At 52.2% G+C, this 16,786-nt stretch carries 16 protein-coding genes and 1 riboswitch; of the genes, 13 read left to right on the top strand and 3 right to left on the bottom strand.

All coding sequences use genetic code 11. The features are described from left to right. Positions 1-3: 3 nt before the first annotated feature. From Q0711_RS09320 to fni, 7 genes are all read left to right on the top strand, one after another. Positions 4-474, top strand: a complete 471-nt coding sequence (locus tag Q0711_RS09320; protein WP_298617934.1) for an SRPBCC family protein — start codon at positions 4-6, stop codon at positions 472-474. Positions 475-493: 19 nt separating this feature from the next. Then, positions 494-1,381, top strand: coding sequence for an acetylglutamate kinase (gene argB, locus Q0711_RS09315; RefSeq protein WP_298615616.1), 888 nt, complete (start codon positions 494-496; stop codon positions 1,379-1,381). Positions 1,382-1,449: 68 nt separating this feature from the next. Beyond that, positions 1,450-1,788 carry a hypothetical protein gene (locus Q0711_RS09310; RefSeq protein ID WP_298615614.1) on the top strand — a complete coding sequence of 113 codons (339 nt, stop codon included), beginning with the start codon at positions 1,450-1,452 and terminating at the stop codon, positions 1,786-1,788. A gap of 116 nt (positions 1,789-1,904) precedes the next feature. Beyond that, positions 1,905-3,206, top strand: a complete 1,302-nt coding sequence (gene ctpC / locus Q0711_RS09305) for a carboxyl-terminal processing protease CtpC (protein WP_298615612.1) — start codon at positions 1,905-1,907, stop codon at positions 3,204-3,206. Continuing rightward, complete coding sequence (locus Q0711_RS09300) at positions 3,203-4,111, top strand: cation diffusion facilitator family transporter (protein WP_366142442.1); 909 nt, start codon at positions 3,203-3,205, stop codon at positions 4,109-4,111. Before ctpC ends, Q0711_RS09300 begins: the two co-directional genes overlap by 4 nt. Positions 4,112-4,536: 425 nt before the next feature. Beyond that, positions 4,537-5,673: a geranylgeranyl reductase family protein gene (locus Q0711_RS09295; protein ID WP_298618066.1), complete on the top strand. Its 1,137-nt coding sequence runs from the start codon at positions 4,537-4,539 to the stop codon at positions 5,671-5,673. Between the two features lie 84 nt (positions 5,674-5,757). Further along, positions 5,758-6,786: a type 2 isopentenyl-diphosphate Delta-isomerase gene (fni, locus tag Q0711_RS09290; protein WP_298618056.1), complete on the top strand. Its 1,029-nt coding sequence runs from the start codon at positions 5,758-5,760 to the stop codon at positions 6,784-6,786. Here the strand turns inward: fni and Q0711_RS09285 are convergent. Further along, complete coding sequence (locus Q0711_RS09285) at positions 6,783-7,493, bottom strand: DUF2232 domain-containing protein (RefSeq protein ID WP_298618054.1); 711 nt, start codon at positions 7,491-7,493, stop codon at positions 6,783-6,785. The genes fni and Q0711_RS09285 overlap by 4 nt on opposite strands. A 139-nt stretch (positions 7,494-7,632) precedes the next feature. On the opposite strand from Q0711_RS09285, the gene egtC reads away from it, so the two are divergent. The 6 genes from egtC to Q0711_RS09255 all read left to right on the top strand — a co-directional run bounded on the left by egtC (position 7,633) and on the right by Q0711_RS09255 (position 13,646). Beyond that, positions 7,633-8,415, top strand: coding sequence for an ergothioneine biosynthesis protein EgtC (gene egtC / locus Q0711_RS09280; protein ID WP_298618052.1), 783 nt, complete (start codon positions 7,633-7,635; stop codon positions 8,413-8,415). Beyond that, complete coding sequence (locus tag Q0711_RS09275) at positions 8,390-9,514, top strand: SUMF1/EgtB/PvdO family nonheme iron enzyme (RefSeq protein ID WP_298618050.1); 1,125 nt, start codon at positions 8,390-8,392, stop codon at positions 9,512-9,514. Before egtC ends, Q0711_RS09275 begins: the two co-directional genes overlap by 26 nt. Positions 9,515-9,810: 296 nt before the next feature. Continuing rightward, the gene (locus Q0711_RS09270; protein ID WP_298618048.1) at positions 9,811-10,287 is read left to right on the top strand and encodes a hypothetical protein; all 477 of its coding nucleotides are present in this window, start codon (positions 9,811-9,813) and stop codon (positions 10,285-10,287) included. A 7-nt stretch (positions 10,288-10,294) separates the two neighbouring features. Next, a riboswitch (cobalamin riboswitch) is annotated at positions 10,295-10,436 on the top strand. Between the two features lie 33 nt (positions 10,437-10,469). Continuing rightward, complete coding sequence (locus tag Q0711_RS09265; RefSeq protein ID WP_298618046.1) at positions 10,470-11,486, top strand: sirohydrochlorin chelatase; 1,017 nt, start codon at positions 10,470-10,472, stop codon at positions 11,484-11,486. Between the two features lie 73 nt (positions 11,487-11,559). Beyond that, on the top strand, positions 11,560-13,170 hold the full coding sequence (locus tag Q0711_RS09260) for a 2-isopropylmalate synthase (RefSeq protein ID WP_299042361.1): 1,611 nt from the start codon (positions 11,560-11,562) through the stop codon (positions 13,168-13,170). Between the two features lie 2 nt (positions 13,171-13,172). Beyond that, positions 13,173-13,646: a hypothetical protein gene (locus Q0711_RS09255; protein ID WP_299042359.1), complete on the top strand. Its 474-nt coding sequence runs from the start codon at positions 13,173-13,175 to the stop codon at positions 13,644-13,646. A 6-nt stretch (positions 13,647-13,652) separates the two neighbouring features. Here Q0711_RS09255 and Q0711_RS09250 read toward each other — a convergent pair whose 3' ends face one another. Both Q0711_RS09250 and Q0711_RS09245 read right to left on the bottom strand, forming a co-directional pair. Beyond that, positions 13,653-16,007: a polysaccharide biosynthesis tyrosine autokinase gene (locus Q0711_RS09250; RefSeq protein ID WP_299042354.1), complete on the bottom strand. Its 2,355-nt coding sequence runs from the start codon at positions 16,005-16,007 to the stop codon at positions 13,653-13,655. Between the two features lie 9 nt (positions 16,008-16,016). Then, positions 16,017-16,786 (bottom strand): NAD-dependent epimerase/dehydratase family protein (locus tag Q0711_RS09245; RefSeq protein ID WP_299042352.1); only part of this gene is annotated, 770 nt, incomplete at its 5' end.

Raw genomic sequence — 16,786 nt, 5'->3', positions numbered from 1 at the left:
CAAATGACCTACAGTTGGCCGTTGGCAGTCACCCACCAAGCCCTTAGCTCTGCATCGGTGGATTTGATCTGGCGCAAAGTAGTGAATTTGGCCGATGTGTCGTGGCATCCCTTGATTTTGCGCACGAATGTGCCCTATGGACTGGTACCCAAGCCGGGGTTTATTTTTCAAGCCATGACCCGGTGGATTCCTTGGCCGATTCAGATTTTTGTTGAGCGTGTCTCCCCGCGGAAGCTGTTGAGTATTCGCATTTTGGTCTTGCCGGGGGTAGAGGAACGGGTGACCTATCGTTTGGAATCTACGGTCTGCGGGAGTCAGATTTCCTGCTCAGTGATGTTGCGGGGATGGCTTGCGCCGCTGATTTGGTCACTGATCCGCGATTATGCGGCAGTCTTGGCCGCCCGTTTGGCGATCGCTGCGGAGAAGGATCCCCCCTCTGCCAAGCCCCCCATTGACCCCTGTTTAGGTTTTTAGATTGACGAGAGACAATTCTATGCTCAGCGATAGCGATCGCGTTCGTGTTCTCAGTGAAGCCCTGCCCTATCTCCAAGCCTTTGCCGGGCGCACCTTTGTCGTCAAATACGGCGGCGCCGCCATGAAGGAAGAGCACCTCAAGGATTCCGTCATTCGCGATATTGTCTTTCTCTCCTATGTGGGCATCCGTCCGGTGGTGGTTCATGGCGGTGGCCCAGAGATCAATACTTGGCTGAGCAAGCTCAACATTGAACCCCAATTCAAAAATGGGCTGCGGGTAACCGATGCCGCGACTATGGATGTGGTGGAGATGGTCTTGGTGGGTCGGGTGAACAAAGAAATTGTGACCCTCATCAACCAAGCGGGCGGCAATGCGGTGGGTCTGTGTGGCAAAGACGGCAACCTGATTCGTGCCCGTGCCCAAGGGGAAGATGGTATTGGCTTTGTGGGCGAAGTGCAAGGAGTGGATACCCGTGTGATTACAGCGCTGGTGGAGAAAGGATATATCCCCGTGATTTCCAGTGTGGCAGCCGATGAGACAGGGCAAGCCTACAACATCAATGCTGATACGGTTGCCGGCGAGATTGCCGCGGCCTTAGGGGCTGAAAAGCTGATTTTACTGACGGACACAGCAGGAATTTTACGGGATTATCGCGACCCCAGTACGCTCATTTATCGCCTTGACATTGCCGAAGCGCGGCAATTGATCAAGGAGGGGGTGGTGTCGGGGGGAATGATTCCCAAAGTGACCTGTTGCGTGCGATCGCTGGCTCAAGGTGTGAAAGCTGCTCACATTATTGACGGTCGGGTACCCCACGCCCTCTTGCTGGAAATTTTTACCGATTCAGGCATTGGCTCAATGTTAGTGGGTTCCCATGCCGCCTACGATCGTGCCTTCACTAATTGAAACTTTTTGCATAAACCGGTGCGTCCTAGGGTATGACACCGATGTTTTAGCATCAGCATTTATTCCCTATGAAATTACTCTCTTTAATGTTAGTTGCCGGCAGTCTAGCAACAAGCTTCCCAGGGTCTGCAAACGCAGTTCCCCAACCTTACCCCCAAGTGGCCGTCAATACTTTTATGGATATGTGCATTGAGCGGGGTCGGCGATCGGCGCCTTTTGTCCCCCGTGCACTCATGAATAACATTTGCCAGTGCTCCATTAACAATATCCAACAGCGGGTGAGCTACGCCGACTTTCAAACCCTTGCTGCCAATGGCAGCCAACCCCAGTCTCCTCGCCAGCAGGAGGCGCAGCGAGTGGTGGATGAGAGTGTGAACCACTGCATTCGGCAACAACTAGGCATCTAGGCACTTTTTGTCTGCGCTGCGCGTCGAAAAGTTAGCCGGCGATCGCCCATAGCCAAGGCGAGTCTTTGTGCTAGATTGGGCGTAGGCTAAAGGATCGAAAATTCAGGACGAATCATATGGGAATCACACACCGCACACTTGTTGTCAGCACAACAGTGGTTATGACAGCCTTGGTTGCTGTTACCGGTGCGGGTCTTCACTGGTCGCGTAGCCTGGCAGGTTTTCGCCAAAGTCCCAAGGAACTGGTGGATGAAGTGTGGCAAGTCATTGACCGTGAATACGTGGATGCCACCTTCAACGGCAATGACTGGCGTGCTGTGCGGCGGGAGTTTCTCTCCCGTACCTACACCAAACCAGAGGAAGCCTACAAAGCGGCACGGGAAATGCTGGAGAAGCTCAACGATCCCTACACCCGCTTTATGGACCCGGAGCAGTTTCGCTCCATGCAAATTGAAACCTCCGGTGAACTCACAGGGGTAGGCATTACCATTACCCAAGATGAAAAAACAAAGCAAATCACCGTGGTTTCCCCCATTGAAGGAAGTCCGGCGGCTCAGGCCGGCTTAATGGCCAAGGATGTAATCCTGAAAATTGACGGTAAATCCACCAAGGGCATGGATCTCAACCAAGCAGTCAGCATGATCCGTGGCCCTGTGAATACAAAAGTGCGCCTGACAATCCAGCGGGGAAACCAGGTCTTGAACTATGAGATTACCCGTGCCCGTATCGAGATCCATCCCGTCCGCTACAGCCTCCGGCAAACTCCCCAAGGGCGTGTGGGCTATATCCGTCTAGTTACATTTAGCTCCAATGCCGCAGCGGAGATGCGGGCAGCCATTCGCGATCTAGAGAAGCAGGGGGTGGAGGGCTATATTCTGGACTTGCGCTCCAATCCGGGGGGGCTACTGTTTGCCAGCGCGGAAATTGCCCGCATGTTCCTCCCGCAGGGTGATATTGTCTCTACGGTCAACCGCCAAGGGGAAGCAGAGCGCTTGCGCGCGGGTCGCGGCTTCTTAACGAATAAACCTCTGGTGGTACTTATAGATGGAGGCTCTGCCAGTGCCAGTGAAATCCTAGCGGGTGCCCTACAGGACAATGGCCGTGCCGTGTTGGTGGGAACGCGCACCTTTGGGAAAGGCTTGGTGCAGTCTGTCCAGCCGGTGGGTGAAGGGGCAGGGATTGCGGTGACAGTTGCCAAGTACTTTACCCCCAGTGGCCGCGATATTAACAAGAAGGGCATTGAACCCGACATTGAAGTTAAACTAACTGAGCAGCAGCGGGAGCAACTGACTCGCGATGACATTGCCAGCGATCGCGATCCCCAATTTACACGGGCACTGGCTGTACTCAATGAACGCATTCTAGCGGAGCGACGCAATACCCAATCAGCGCGACCTGCCCAGCCGACTAAGCCTTGAGTTTGGTGATCACCGTGGCCGACCACCGCCGACAAGCTCAGCGGGTATTGTTCTTGGCATTAGGGGTCAATTTCACCCTAACGGTTATTAAAGCCACTGTCGGCATTCTCAGTCACTCCCTCAGTTTACAGGCCGATGCTCTGCATAGTCTCACCGATGCAGGAAGTAGCATCTTGGGCTTAGTGGCCATGCAGTGGGCCAGCCCCCATCCCGATCGCGATCATCCCTATGGTCACCAAAAGTTTGAAGCCCTTGGTGCCCTGGGAATTGCTGCCTTCTTGGGCATGGTTTGCTTTGAAATTTTACGCAGTGCTGTTGAACGCCTGCTGCATCAAAGCAGTGCTGTAACACTCACAGGGGTAGAGCTGTGGATTGTGATTCTCGTCCTTGGCATGAATATTGGCCTGACCCTTTATGAGCACCACATGGGGCGCAAGCTGAATAATTCTATCCTCATTGCCGACGCCAAACACACACTGAGCGATGTCTGGACAACTATTATCGTTCTGTTGGGGTTAATTGGCGTTTGGACGTTCAACTGGGATTGGTTGGATGTAGTGCTGGCCTTTCCGGTGGCTGCCCTTGTGTTTTGGAGTACTTGGGAAGTCCTCAAGAGCAACATTCCTTGGCTGGTGGATGAGGTGGCGATCGCCCCTGAGGCCATTCATGAGCTAGTGATGACCGTGCCCGGTGTGGTGAATTGCCATGACATTAGCTCGCGGGGAATGGTGGGACGCCAAGTGTTTATTGAGATGCACTTAATCGTCGAAGCCGAAGATATTCCCACTGCCCATGCCATTACCGAGCAGATTGAGATACTCCTAGAAGACCGCTATGGACCGGCCCGCATTGTCATCCATGTCGAACCCCCTGACTACGAATCCAGTCAGATCAGCTTCTCTTGACGCTCATCCCGCTAACGCTATGCCTAACGGCAGGCTCACGCCAACGCGTATAGCAGGAGATTCCCCGTTCACAGAGTCTTGGCTAGGGTTCCCTCGACGCTTAGGAGAGGTGCCCCAAACGACACCCCCGCCAGAACCTCTCCAGGGGCATTTTCAGCACTGTCCGCCCGACAGCGCTTCTCGAATATTATAACCTTTAGTCGCTTCTAATGTCACTGCCCTAAATACCCTCTATCACTGCTCTTACAGTATTCACTTTCACTTAGTCGCCTGCACAAAGTACCGGCGCTTGCTTCCTTCAGTCGCCCGCCGCTTCACCACCCCCCAAGCCTTCGGCTATGGGCGGAGCACTGCGACGGATTTTGGTAGGTGATTTCTGTTATTTTTTGGGCATCTGTGTAAAGGAACTGAGGAGTAGCCCTGTGCTGTACGACTGTATTGTTATTGGTTCAGGCCCTGCGGGCGGTGCGGCTGCCTATCACCTGGCCAAGCGAGACCGTCGAGTGTTGGTTCTGGAAAAGGAGGCTCTGCCCCGCTATAAGCCCTGTGGGGGTGGTGTGTCACCCCAAGTGCAGTCTTGGTTTGATTTTGACTTTAGTCCCGCCATCTCCCTAAAAGTAGTGCAAATGGTCTGTACGTGGCAGGGGGGGGACGCGCAAGTGCTGGAACTGCCTCCAGACCAAGCAGTTTGGATGGTGCGGCGAGACGTGTTTGATTATTTTTTGGTGCAACAGGCACAGCAGCAGGGTGCCCAAGTACAGTCCCAGACAGCGGTAACCGGCATTACATGGGCGGGCGATCGCTGGCAAGTGCACACAACCAGCGGGGATTTCAGCGCTTTGTACCTCATTGGCTGTGATGGCGCAAAGGGGTCAACGGCCAAATGGCTAGGATTAGCCCGCAAACGACCGCGCTGGGGCGGCGCCCTAGAGGTGGAAGTCCGCCTAGGTTCTCACAATCTGCGGGCGGCTCACTTTGATTTTGGCAGTGTGCAGAACGGCTACGCCTGGAATTTTCCCAAAGCCGACGGCTATTCCATCGGTGCAGGGGCCTTTATCGGTGGCAAGCCCCAAGACTTCAGGGGCATTTGCGCCCAATATGCACACCATTTTGGCGTGGATTTGCAATCTGTAAAGCATTACGGCCACCCTCTCCTCTGCTGGCAAGGGTATCACCCTCTCCACAGCCAAAATGCCCTCTTAGCGGGCGAAGCAGCCGCTATTGTCGATCCCTTTACCGGCGAGGGAATTCGCCCTTCTCTGCTTACAGGGATGCTGGCGGCTCAGGCTATTGACCGCGCCCTGGGGGGAGATCCCACTGCCCTGGCCAACTACTCACGTCAAGTGCATCAGGAATGGGGAATTGATATGGCTTGGGCGAGGCGGTTGGGGAACCTCTTTTACCGCTGGCCAGAGCTTGCCTATCAGGTGGCCGTTAAGCGCCCCAGTACTCGCCAGCGCATGTGGCAAATCCTCTGCGGCCATTCCCGCTACCGCGATGCTGCAGCCAATGGCTTGAAATTGTTGACCACCGCTTTGCTGAACTCTCCCTTTCGCCGTTAGGCGTAGGCTCTGGCCTTTTGCGGCAGGGGATCAATGGGGTTTACCCCTATAATGTTGGTGCATTTCCACTGAGGAATCTGAGCGGTGAGCAGTCCCATTGAGCAGCGCAAGGCCGAGCACCTTGAGCTTTGTATTCGGGGTGAGGTGGACTACAGGGAAATCACGGCGGGTTTTGAAAAGTATCGCTTTCGGCATTGCGCCCTACCCGAACTGGACTTTGCCGAGATTGATCTAGGGGTGGAGTTTCTCGGCTGGCGGCTGGCAGCCCCCCTGCTGATTTCCTCCATGACCGGCGGGACGCCCCAAGCGGGAGAAATCAATCGCCGTTTAGCACGGGTAGCCCAAGAAAAAGGAATCGCCATGGGCGTGGGTTCCCAACGGGTCTTGCTGGAGCATCCAGAGGTGATGACAACGTTTGCCATTCGCAAGGAGGCACCCACGATCCCCCTGTTGGCCAACCTGGGTGCGGTGCAGTTGAACTATGGCTGTGGCATTGGGGAGTGCCAAAAAATTGTTGATCTCCTTGAGGCCAATGCCCTGATTTTGCACCTCAATCCCCTGCAAGAGGCCGTCCAAACAGGGGGCGATCGCAACTTCAAGGGACTCTTGACCAAAATTGGCGTTCTGTGTCGTGCTCTCCCCGTGCCTGTGATTGTCAAGGAAGTGGGCAATGGTATCAGTGCAGAGGTGGCCAAGCAACTCGTGGAGGTGGGGGTGGCGGCCATTGATGTGGCGGGGGCGGGGGGAACCTCCTGGGCAAAAGTGGAAGCGGCGCGTGCCCAAGATGCGCGGCAGCAATCCCTCGGAGCCGCCTTTGCCGAATGGGGCATTCCTACCACCCAGTGCCTTGAGCAAATTCATACCGCCCTGCCAAATATCCCCTTGATTGCCTCCGGCGGACTAAAAAATGGCATTGACGTGGCGAAGGCGATCGCCCTTGGGGCAGGGCTTGCAGGGTTAGCGCGACCCTTTTTGCAAGCAGCCCACGAATCAGAAGAAGCACTCGCCCGATGCATTGACTTGATTCTTGAGGAGTTGAAAACCGTGCTGTTTTGTACAGGCAGTGCCACTCCCCAAGTCCTATATCAGCGCCGCTCTCTCGAAAGGCTCTAGCGGGGGTCTTCAAGGATCGTGCGCAGCCAAGGGGGTGGATCGGGAATCGGATTACCCAGCCGCTCTAGGAGTGTCCATGCCAAGATATGAACCACTAAGGCATAAACTGTGGACTGAAAAAAGACCAGCAGCAGTGCTACCAATTGGACAGCGGTCACCGTTGGTTCCAGCAGCAAATTCAGATTGACCAGCACCCAATCAATGAAATTCGTGACCTGCTGATTGAAGTAAATCCAGAGGTTTTCCCCCAGCAGAATGGACACAAGACTGATTTGAAAGAAAAATCCTGCGGTGCCAATCACTGCACCACCGAGGATGGAACGTCCCCAGCCCTCTTTTTTTGCCCAACAGCCGCCAAAAATGACTCCCATTATGCCGTGGGGCAATAGAAATTGCAAACTACGGGGTGGCCCCATCAAAACAGAAAGGAGCAGTGCACTGACAATGGCGGCCATCCAAGCTGCGCGGCGGTTCCAGCGTAAATAAACCAAGGCAATGGGAATGGGAAAAAACAGGCGTAAGACTGGCCCCAGGGGCAAATAAAAGTTAATCACCCATAGCAGAGCAGCGGTACTGGCAAGGAAGGCTGTTTCGGTAATGACTAAGGTGCGTTGGATTTGCGATCGCCCCACGGCTTGGGACTGCTCAGGAGGCACGATGGCTTCTACGTCGGGAAAATCATCCTCTAGGGAATCCGTCGGGTTCATTGATGCAAATAACCTTTTTTCTCTACACCTTAGCCAGCTTTCCTGCCAGCCCTCAAACTGGATATAGCCCCCAGCAAAATCCTTTGCTGAAAGTTAGAATCAACGGTAGGCTATTCTTACCAACTTTACATGTTAATCTATGTGTCGTCTCTATGCCTATATGGGGCGCAAAACGTCTCTTGCCTATGCTCTGGTGGAGGCTCCCCATTCCCTGTTGGTGCAAAGTTACCAACCCCGTGAAATGACGGCAGGACTCTTGAATGCCGATGGTTTTGGGGTTGGCTGGTATGCCAGCAGCCAAGAGGTGCCCCCCTTTCTCTATCGGCAAGCACTACCCATGTGGCATGATGTCAATTTTACCGAGTATTTAAGCCGCTATATTGAATCAAGCTGTTTTCTGGCCAATGTCCGCAGCGCTACCCGTGGGCAACCGGTGCAGATGACAAATACACAGCCCTTTCGCTGGGGACGCTGGCTGGGGGTGCATAATGGCTTTATCGAGAATTTTCGCCAAACCCTCTACCGCCCTATGCGCGATCGCCTGTCGGATGTTTGCTACAACCTTGTGGAAGGCTCCACCGATTCTGAGCACCTCTTTGCCCTCTTTTGCAATGAATTGAGCTTAAATCCCCACCTGTCCCCCCTTCTGGTTTTGCGCCAGACGCTGCAAACGGTTTTTTCCCTGGCGCAGGCTGCTTGTATCAGTGTCAGTGCCGCCATGATTCTCACCGATGGCAAGGATATTTTGGCCACCCGCTGCGCCTGGGGCACGCCACCCCCTACCCTCTACTGGAGTCAAGATGCCGAAACGATTCAGCTCACCTCAGAACCCATAGATGCTCAAACGGAGTGGTATCCTTTAGGCGAAAATCAACTGCTGTTAACGAGTTTGCACAGTGAACCAGAAATTTACGCCTTCTGAAACCACCGTGCCTTTTGACCCTTGTGATCGGGAGGTCTTTTGGCAAGCTTTTCAGGAGCAGCGGGAATTTACCCTTCAGCTAGTTGCTCCGCTGAGCGAGGCTGTCCTCTGTGCTCAGCCCCATCCTCTCTATAGTCCTGTGGGGTGGCATCTAGGGCACATTGGCTACACGGAAGCCTTTTGGCTATTGCCTGAGCGTTCGGCCATCTGTGAGCGCGATCGCTATTGGTATGCCGCTGATGGTCGCCCCAAGGTGGAACGACAATACTTACCACCGTACAATGAATTACTCAATTACCTCGCAGAGATTCGCCAACGCACGGGCGATCGCCTGTACACTCTCACCGCTGAGCAGTGGCAACGGGAACTTCGTCTCTGGTGGTGGATTTTACAGCATGAAGCTCAACACACTGAAACGATGCAAATGGTGCTGGCAATGCAGGGGATCTTTACCACCTTACCCCCTAGCCCATCGTGCCCACAGAAACCTCAACAGATTCCTGCTGGGAGTTATGTCGTTGGCGGTGAAGACCCCTTAGCCCTTGATAACGAGCAGCCGATCCAGAGTATTGAACTGCTGCCTTTTACGATTGATGCAGCACCGGTGACGTGGCGGGAATTTCTCGCCTTTGTTGAAGCGGGTGGTTATCAGCGACGGGAATGGTGGTCAAGCAGGGGTTGGGAATGGCGCAAAGCAGAGGAAATTACCTCACCGTTCTACCCCATCCCTGAGAACTTAGACCTGCCTATGTGGGGACTCAGTTTCTACGAAGCAGAAGCCTATGGCCATTTCCGAGGCAAACGCCTACCCAGTGAACGAGAATGGGAAATTGCTGCTCAGCAAGGACTCCTGAATAAGGGTTATGTTTGGGAGTGGACGCAAAGTCCTTTTGCCCCCTATCCGGGGTTCCAGAGCTATCCTTACCGTGGCTATTCTGCACCCTACTTTGATGGCGAGCACTTTGTCCTCAAGGGCGGTAGTCACTGGACACGCCCCCTGCTCAAGCGACCTTCCTTTCGGAATTGGTATAGCCGCACCACCCGTGAGGTCTTTGCTGGGGCACGCTACGTTGACCAAGAAGATTTGATGGCTCAGTAAAGAAAGTTTGCAAGGACAAGTCTAACGATCCGAGGGGTACTGTGGTGAACTCTCTACACTGGCAGGAATAGGTTAGGAATTAATGGGTGTCAATTGCCGAGGAGTTCCGCCAACTGCAGATGAGCCTTCTGGAGTGTTGGGACGGAACGGTGAGTTGCCCAAAGGCCCCGCCGGCATTGAGCGCGATATTGTGGTGGTGCTCCCCAACCGGACTTGGCCAAGATTTCAGGCTACACCCACTCACTTTATACGCTGATCCAGTTGCGGAATCCACGTACTCGCATGATCTATGTGACATGTTTGCAGCGGCAGGGATTCTGCACCCCATTGGCAGTGGCTTCCTGCAGAGTGTACCGGAATTGGTGCGAGCGATCGCCCACCTCCAAGAAAAATGTCCTGAACTTCAACAAGTAGTTATAAAACTGAATGAGGCCTTTTCTGGAGAAGGTAATGCCGTTCTCGACCTACGGCCACTGCGACCCTTCAGCAGCCTGCACGCGCCCGATCATCTCCAGCGGATTGAAAACAGCCCAGAGGAGATGGCTTTTCAAGCTCCCAATGAAACTTGGGTCTCCTATCGGCAACGGTTTAATACCCTTGACGGCATTGTTGAAGCTTTTGTAGCGGGGAATGTCAAGCAATCGCCCAGCGTCCAAGGCTGTATTACCCCCAAAGGCGGTGTTGAAATCGTCTCGACCCATGGGCCGTTACTCAAGCCATTTATAGCTAAACCATCGGCGTTCTCGATCCTACGGTGCCCACCCCTGGCATAGACAGGGGTCTGAGAATCTCGTTACAATTGGCGACGTTCACTGTGAAGAGCAGCCTGTAGGGAAAATCCAGTGCAAGTCTGGTGCTGTGCCGCAGCTGTGATGGGAAGTTTCCCTCAGCCAGAATGCCTACTTGCTGTGGTTCACTCTATTTGCCTGCGTCGCACGGGCATGGAGTTTCTAAGGTGCTTGTTACGCTCAACGATTCAATTCTCAATCCCCTCGGTTTTAGTCTTGATTTACCCCCCCTTCCTCAGTCTCGACCTCTTTTACTGGTTGGTCATGGAACCCGCGATCCTGAAGGTCGCCAAGCATTTTTAGACTTTGCCCAAGCCTATTATCAACTCGATCCCTGTCGGCCTGTTTTTCCCTGTTTTCTGGAGTTAACTGAACCCTCCATTGTTGAAGTTCTCAGTCAGTGCGCTGCCACAGGTCATACGGATTTATCAGTGCTGCCGATTTTGCTCTTTGCCGCTCGCCATAATAAGTTTGATGTTACGAATGAGTTGGATCGGGCACGGCGTGCTTTTCCTGAGTTGCGCTATCACTATGGCCGTCACTATGGCATTGCCCCGGAAATTCTAACGCTCTGGCGATCGCGCCTTGAACTTCTCGACTCCCCCGAGTTTAACCCCCAAGGCATTGGCCGTGAAGAAACAGTTCTTCTCGTTGTGGGACGCGGCTCCAGTGATCCCGATGCCAATGGCGATGTCTTTAAGCTCGCCCGCATGCTTTGGGAAGGCAGTGGCTACAAAACGGTTGAGGTGTGCTTTATCGGCATTACCCATCCCCGCCTGCCAGTGGGGTTTGTGCGCGCCAATCTCTATCAACCGCGGCGGGTGATTGTCCTGCCCCACTTCCTGTTTACCGGGGCGCTGGTCAAAAAAATTTATACCCTTACGGCAGAAGCCCAAGCTGCCTATCCGCATGTTGAATACGTGAACTTACCGGAAATTGGCTTGCATCCACAACTGTTTTACCTAACACGACAGCGGGAAATTGAAACCCATACCGGGCAGGTGGCCATGAACTGTGAGACCTGTAAATTCCGCTTGGTGGCAGGCCAGACTCATCACCACCACCCTCATCATGAACACCACTCCCACAGCCATAATCACGAGGATCACCCTCATCACCATGGATCAACGGTAGATTTGGATCATTTGCCCAGTTATCACCAACGCATTTGGCAAGTGCCCTAGGCATCGCTCCCCAGTGAAGATGTTAGAGTTAAAATAATTGCTACTATTTTTCAAGCTTAAATGGGGCTTGTCTATGCGTATTAAATATCCTCCCCAGACCGTTGATCGGGTGTTGATTTTTGATACCACACTGCGGGACGGTGAACAGTCGCCGGGTGCCTCCCTGAATGTGGATGAAAAACTCACGATTGCCCGTCAACTGGCGCGACTGGGGGTGGATATTATTGAGGCGGGCTTCCCCTTTGCTAGTCCCGGTGACTTTGAAGCCGTACAGCGGATTGCGGAAACGGTTGGTAGCAGTGAAACCTCTCCCGTGATCTGCGGTCTTGCCCGCGCTACCCGCCAAGATATTGAAGCCGCCGCCAAGGCCTTGAAGCCTGCCTATTATCCCCGCATTCACACCTTTATTGCCACCTCCGATATCCACCTAGAGTACAAGCTGCGGAAAACCCGCGCCGAAGTCTTGGAAATTGCCCCCGAAATGGTGGCCTATGCCAAGTCCTTTGTGGATGATGTGGAGTTCTCCCCTGAGGATGCGGGGCGAACCGATCCCGAGTTTCTCTACCAAGTGCTGGAGCGGGTGATTGATGCCGGCGCTACCACGGTAAATATTCCCGACACGGTGGGGTACACCACCCCTGCGGAATTCGGTGCCCTGATCAAAGGGATTAAGGAAAATGTGCCCAATATTGATCGCGTCGTCATCTCTGTTCATGGTCACAACGACTTGGGTTTAGCTGTGGCCAACTTCCTTGAAGCAGTGAAAAATGGGGCGCGGCAACTGGAGTGTACGATTAACGGCATTGGTGAGCGGGCAGGGAATGCTGCTCTTGAGGAATTGGTGATGGCGCTCTATGTGCGGCGACAGTACTTTAATCCCTTCCTGGGGCGTCCACCCGAATCCGAAGCACCTCTGACAAATATCAACACCCGTGAAATTTACAAAACTTCTCGCTTAGTCTCAAACCTAACGGGGATGCTCATTCAACCCAATAAGGCGATCGTTGGTGCCAATGCCTTTGCCCATCAATCGGGGATTCACCAAGATGGCGTCCTCAAGCACAAGCAAACCTATGAAATCATGGACGCCCAACTCATTGGTCTTGCTGATAACCAAATTGTCTTGGGCAAGCTCTCTGGTCGTAATGCCTTTGCCACCCGCCTGCGGGAATTGGGCTTTGACCTCAGTGAAACTGAACTCAATAAGGCCTTTTTGCGCTTTAAGGAGCTGGCAGACAAGAAAAAAGAAATCACGGATCGCGATCTAGAGGCCATTGCCAAGGATGAGACCCAAGGGATTGATCTGCGGGGCTATCAACTGGAATTTGTCCAAGTTTCCTGTGGGGATCATGCCCGCCCGACGGCAACAGTAACCGTGCGTACCCCCAGTGGCGAAGAATTAACCGACGCAGCCATTGGCACAGGGCCTGTGGATGCCGTTTACCGCGCTATTAACCGGGTGGTACAGATTCCCAACCGCCTCATTGAATACTCGGTGCAATCGGTTACCGCCGGCATTGATGCTATGGGTGAAGTGACGATTCGCCTACAGCACGAAGATCGCATTTATTCAGGTCATGCTGCCAACACCGATATTATTGTGGCCTCTGCCCAAGCCTATATGAATGCCCTTAACCGCCTCTATCGAGGTCTTGAACAGCGGGCGCTCCATCCCCAAGCTTAGGTATGTCAGAGTCCACTGCTCAGCCCTTGGAAACCAATGGGGTCTATTTATGCCCCGTTTGCCGCCACGGACAAATTGCACCGATGGTACTGATGGATACCTATGCCTGTAACTTTTGTCGCCATATTTTCAGCCTAGATGTTGTCCATCAAACGGCGCGGCTCGAAGATAGTGCCATGCCCTTTCGCTGGCAGTGGACCGGTACCCACTGGCGATCGCTCAATCGTCCTCCTGTTACTCTGACCTACACTGCGATTATTCTGGCCATTTTGCTGATTACACTGCCGCCTGCCTTAATTTGGCTGGCCTATCGCACATTTCCCCCCCTCGATCCACGAACCCATTGGTTTCCCCTTTTTTGGGTTGGCCTCACCTTCTTGGCTCATTTGTTGATAGTCCTGCGGATCTTTGCTGGCCTCCTACCAGTCTCCTTCATTGGCTCTTGCTTTTACCGGCGATCGCGCCGTGTACCGTAACTTGCCCTAACTCATTGCTGCTGACTGAGGGATAAAAGAAGATAACACTGGAAGACCTTCCATCTGGCTCTGCTTAGCTGCCCGTACCCCGTTAACCACGATACCCATTGCCTTATTCTTCAGCCCCAAATCATACTCCTTGAGCGCCTTGGCAAACATCTCCCGTTTTGTTTTGCCCAAACGTACCACAAACAGTGCCTGATCCACACTGGCCACAAGGCGATTCGTTTCTGCATACTGCACCATAGGTGCCGTATCAACAATAACCAAGTCAAACGCAGGTTGGACAGAAGCCAAAAAACTCTGCCAGTGGGAAGAACTCAGCAAACTCGTTGGTTCTGGGTGCGGCTGCCCCCCTGTCAGGATCCAAAGTTTTTCCGAGTGAGTTTCAAGACAACTAAACCAGTTGGGCAGGGGAAGCACCCCTGTCAATAGCTCAGTGAGACCGCCGCTGTTTGCAATCCCGAAAACTTGGTGCAGCCCCGGTTGACGCAGATTTGCGTCCACGAGCAAAACTCGCTTACCAGAGGTCGCTGCAGCCAGTCCCAAATAAGCTGCGATTGTTGTCCGTCCCTCCCCTGACTGGGCAGAGGTTACGGCCAGCGTGCGCTGAAGACCGAGTTGTTCTAAATGAGCTAGAAGGAAATAAAAACTTTCCTTAAATGCAGGTGTTGCCCCTGCCAGCTGGTGTTGGAGTCCCCAAAGCGTAAGGGGCGTTTCTAGGCGTGTAAACGAATACTGATCGAACTCCCTGGCTAAAGGAATCTGTCCAACAATTGAAAGTCGAGTGTTTTGCCGAACTTGTTCAACCTCCAAGAAGCGGGAATCTATCGAGTCTAAGATCAACGCTAAAATAACTCCAGAAGCAGTTCCCAACATCAAAGCAATTGCTAATGCCATTAAGAGTGGTATCGTTACCTTATATTGCTCTATATCATTAATATCTGAGAGTACCCGCCATGTAAAATCCTGCTGTGCAATTTGCAGTTGTAGTGATTGCCGCGTCTGAAGCAGAAGTCGAAGGGATTCCTGTGCTGCTGCTATACGTTGCTCAATTTTGCGATAGGGGTTTGATAGACGTGTCAACCGAACTAGTTCCTGACGAGTTGCATCAATCTGCCGAGAAAGCTCTGCATCCAAGCGCTTCAAGGATTCAAGCTCGACTTTCGCTTCAATGTACTTACCAATCAATCCTTCTTCAACAGAGCTTCGATAGGGAACCAAATCCTTTGGCATTGGTAATTGATTTCTCTGAGCAATCTGCTGAGCTGCTTGTTTAATTTGCCGGAGTATCAAGCGCCTCTCTTCCTCAAGGCTGCGAACAGTAGGTGCATCAGATTGCAACTTACTTATCTCTTCAGTTAACTTCTTTTCCACATCTATTAGGTTTCTCAAAAGGTTAGTGTAGTTAGTTGAAGTACTGAAATTAGAAGCAACAAGTGCTTCAGCAGGGGTCATTCGCAACTGTGAGTTGATAGAATCAAAAGTCTGCTGTACAGATTCTATATTGGCAACATTTTCGTTTCTTTTAGCAATCAAGCTGTCTAACTGCTTTTGGTATAAACCTATATCACTGCCAGAGCCTATTATGGAATCCGGTTTCAATACTTGATTTGCAGCTCGAAACCGGTTCAACTGATCTTCAAGATCATCAATTTGGCTAAGTGTTTTTTGAATCTCTTGGTTAACATATCGTAAATTCTGAAAAATTTGTTGCTGCTTTTCTTTTTCATTAAATTCTATGATTTTCTCTGCGAATAGATTGAGAGCAGACTTTAGTTTATCCTTGTTACTAAATGAGAATGTAATTTGAATAATTTTGGAACTGGTATTACCGAGACGAAAACGACCAGATTCCTGTGGCTCAATCTTGATACTTCTCCGAAAAGATTCATAGGTGTAACTCTTAGAGTCTAGCTCAGGATCAGCTTCCAAAAGCTTGTCATAGAGGGGTCTAAGCACTAAGTCACTCTTGAGAATTTGTATGAGAGTACTGGTATCACCTGTGGTTTCCCCTGAAAGCAGAGGTAAACTAGGTAATGCTTCAGGCAAGTTCTTAATTAATTCTCTAGTAGTTCCAGGTCTTCTCCCTAAAGGCTTAATCGCCTCTACTTGCACGGAAATCGTTCGCTGGTAGCTTCTGAGGGATCGGTAGTAGTAGCCAATGAATGCAGCCCCTACAGCTAGTCCTACAAGAGTTGCAGTTCTCCACCGTCTTTTAATTCCTAGGAACAGCTCAGCAATGGTAATTCTATCAGCAGTAATTGGCTGAAAAAGACTACCTTCTTTGTTAGAAGTCTTAAAATCCTCTGGGATTTCTTCTTTTGCACTACCACTGTAGTGATTCTGATTGAGAACCATAGTAACCCTCTACACACGAATCATATAAAAGTCGCAATACCATTCAACAAATCGCTTCACACCCACCTCCACGGGTGTGGTTGGCTCATATCCTGTCTCTTCCTTCAAAGCGGTGACATCTGCATAGGTATCAGGAACATCCCCTGGCTGCAGGGGTAGGAGATTTAAGTGCGCTTTTTTGCCCAGATAGGTTTCCAGAAGCTCAATGTAGCGCAAGAGTTCAATGGGTCGGTGGGCACCAATATTATAAATACGCCAAGGCGCTAAGCTGGTTGCTGGGTCAGGACGCTCTCCGTTCCAATGTGGATTAGGCGCCGCAGGCCGATCAAGCACGCGCAGAATCCCTTCCACAATGTCATCAATGTAAGTGAAGTCGCGGCGGTGCTTGCCATAGTTGAAGACGGGCAGAGGCTCATTATTCAAAATGGCTTTGGTAAACTTGAACAATGCCATATCAGGACGCCCCCAAGGGCCATAAACGGTAAAAAAGCGCAGCCCAGTCGTGGGAAGGCCATAAAGGTAGCTGTAGGTATGCGCCATCAGTTCGTTGGCTTTCTTGGTGGCTGCGTAGAGGCTCAAGGGGTGATCAACATTATCGTGAATAGAAAAGGGGAGTTTTTTATTGGCGCCATAGACGCTTGAGGTACTGGCATAGACCAGATGGTCCACCTGATGGTGGCGACAGGCTTCCAAAATGTGGATAAAGCCGACAATATTACTGTCAACATAGGCCAAGGGATTCTCAAGCGAGTAGCGTACTCCCGCCTGAGCCGCCAAGT

This window comes from uncultured Thermosynechococcus sp. (assembly GCF_937958135.1).
GTDB lineage: Bacteria > Cyanobacteriota > Cyanobacteriia > Thermosynechococcales > Thermosynechococcaceae > Thermosynechococcus.
The sequence above is the reverse complement of the archived record's forward strand: the minus strand, read 5'-3'. Positions and strand labels throughout refer to the sequence as shown.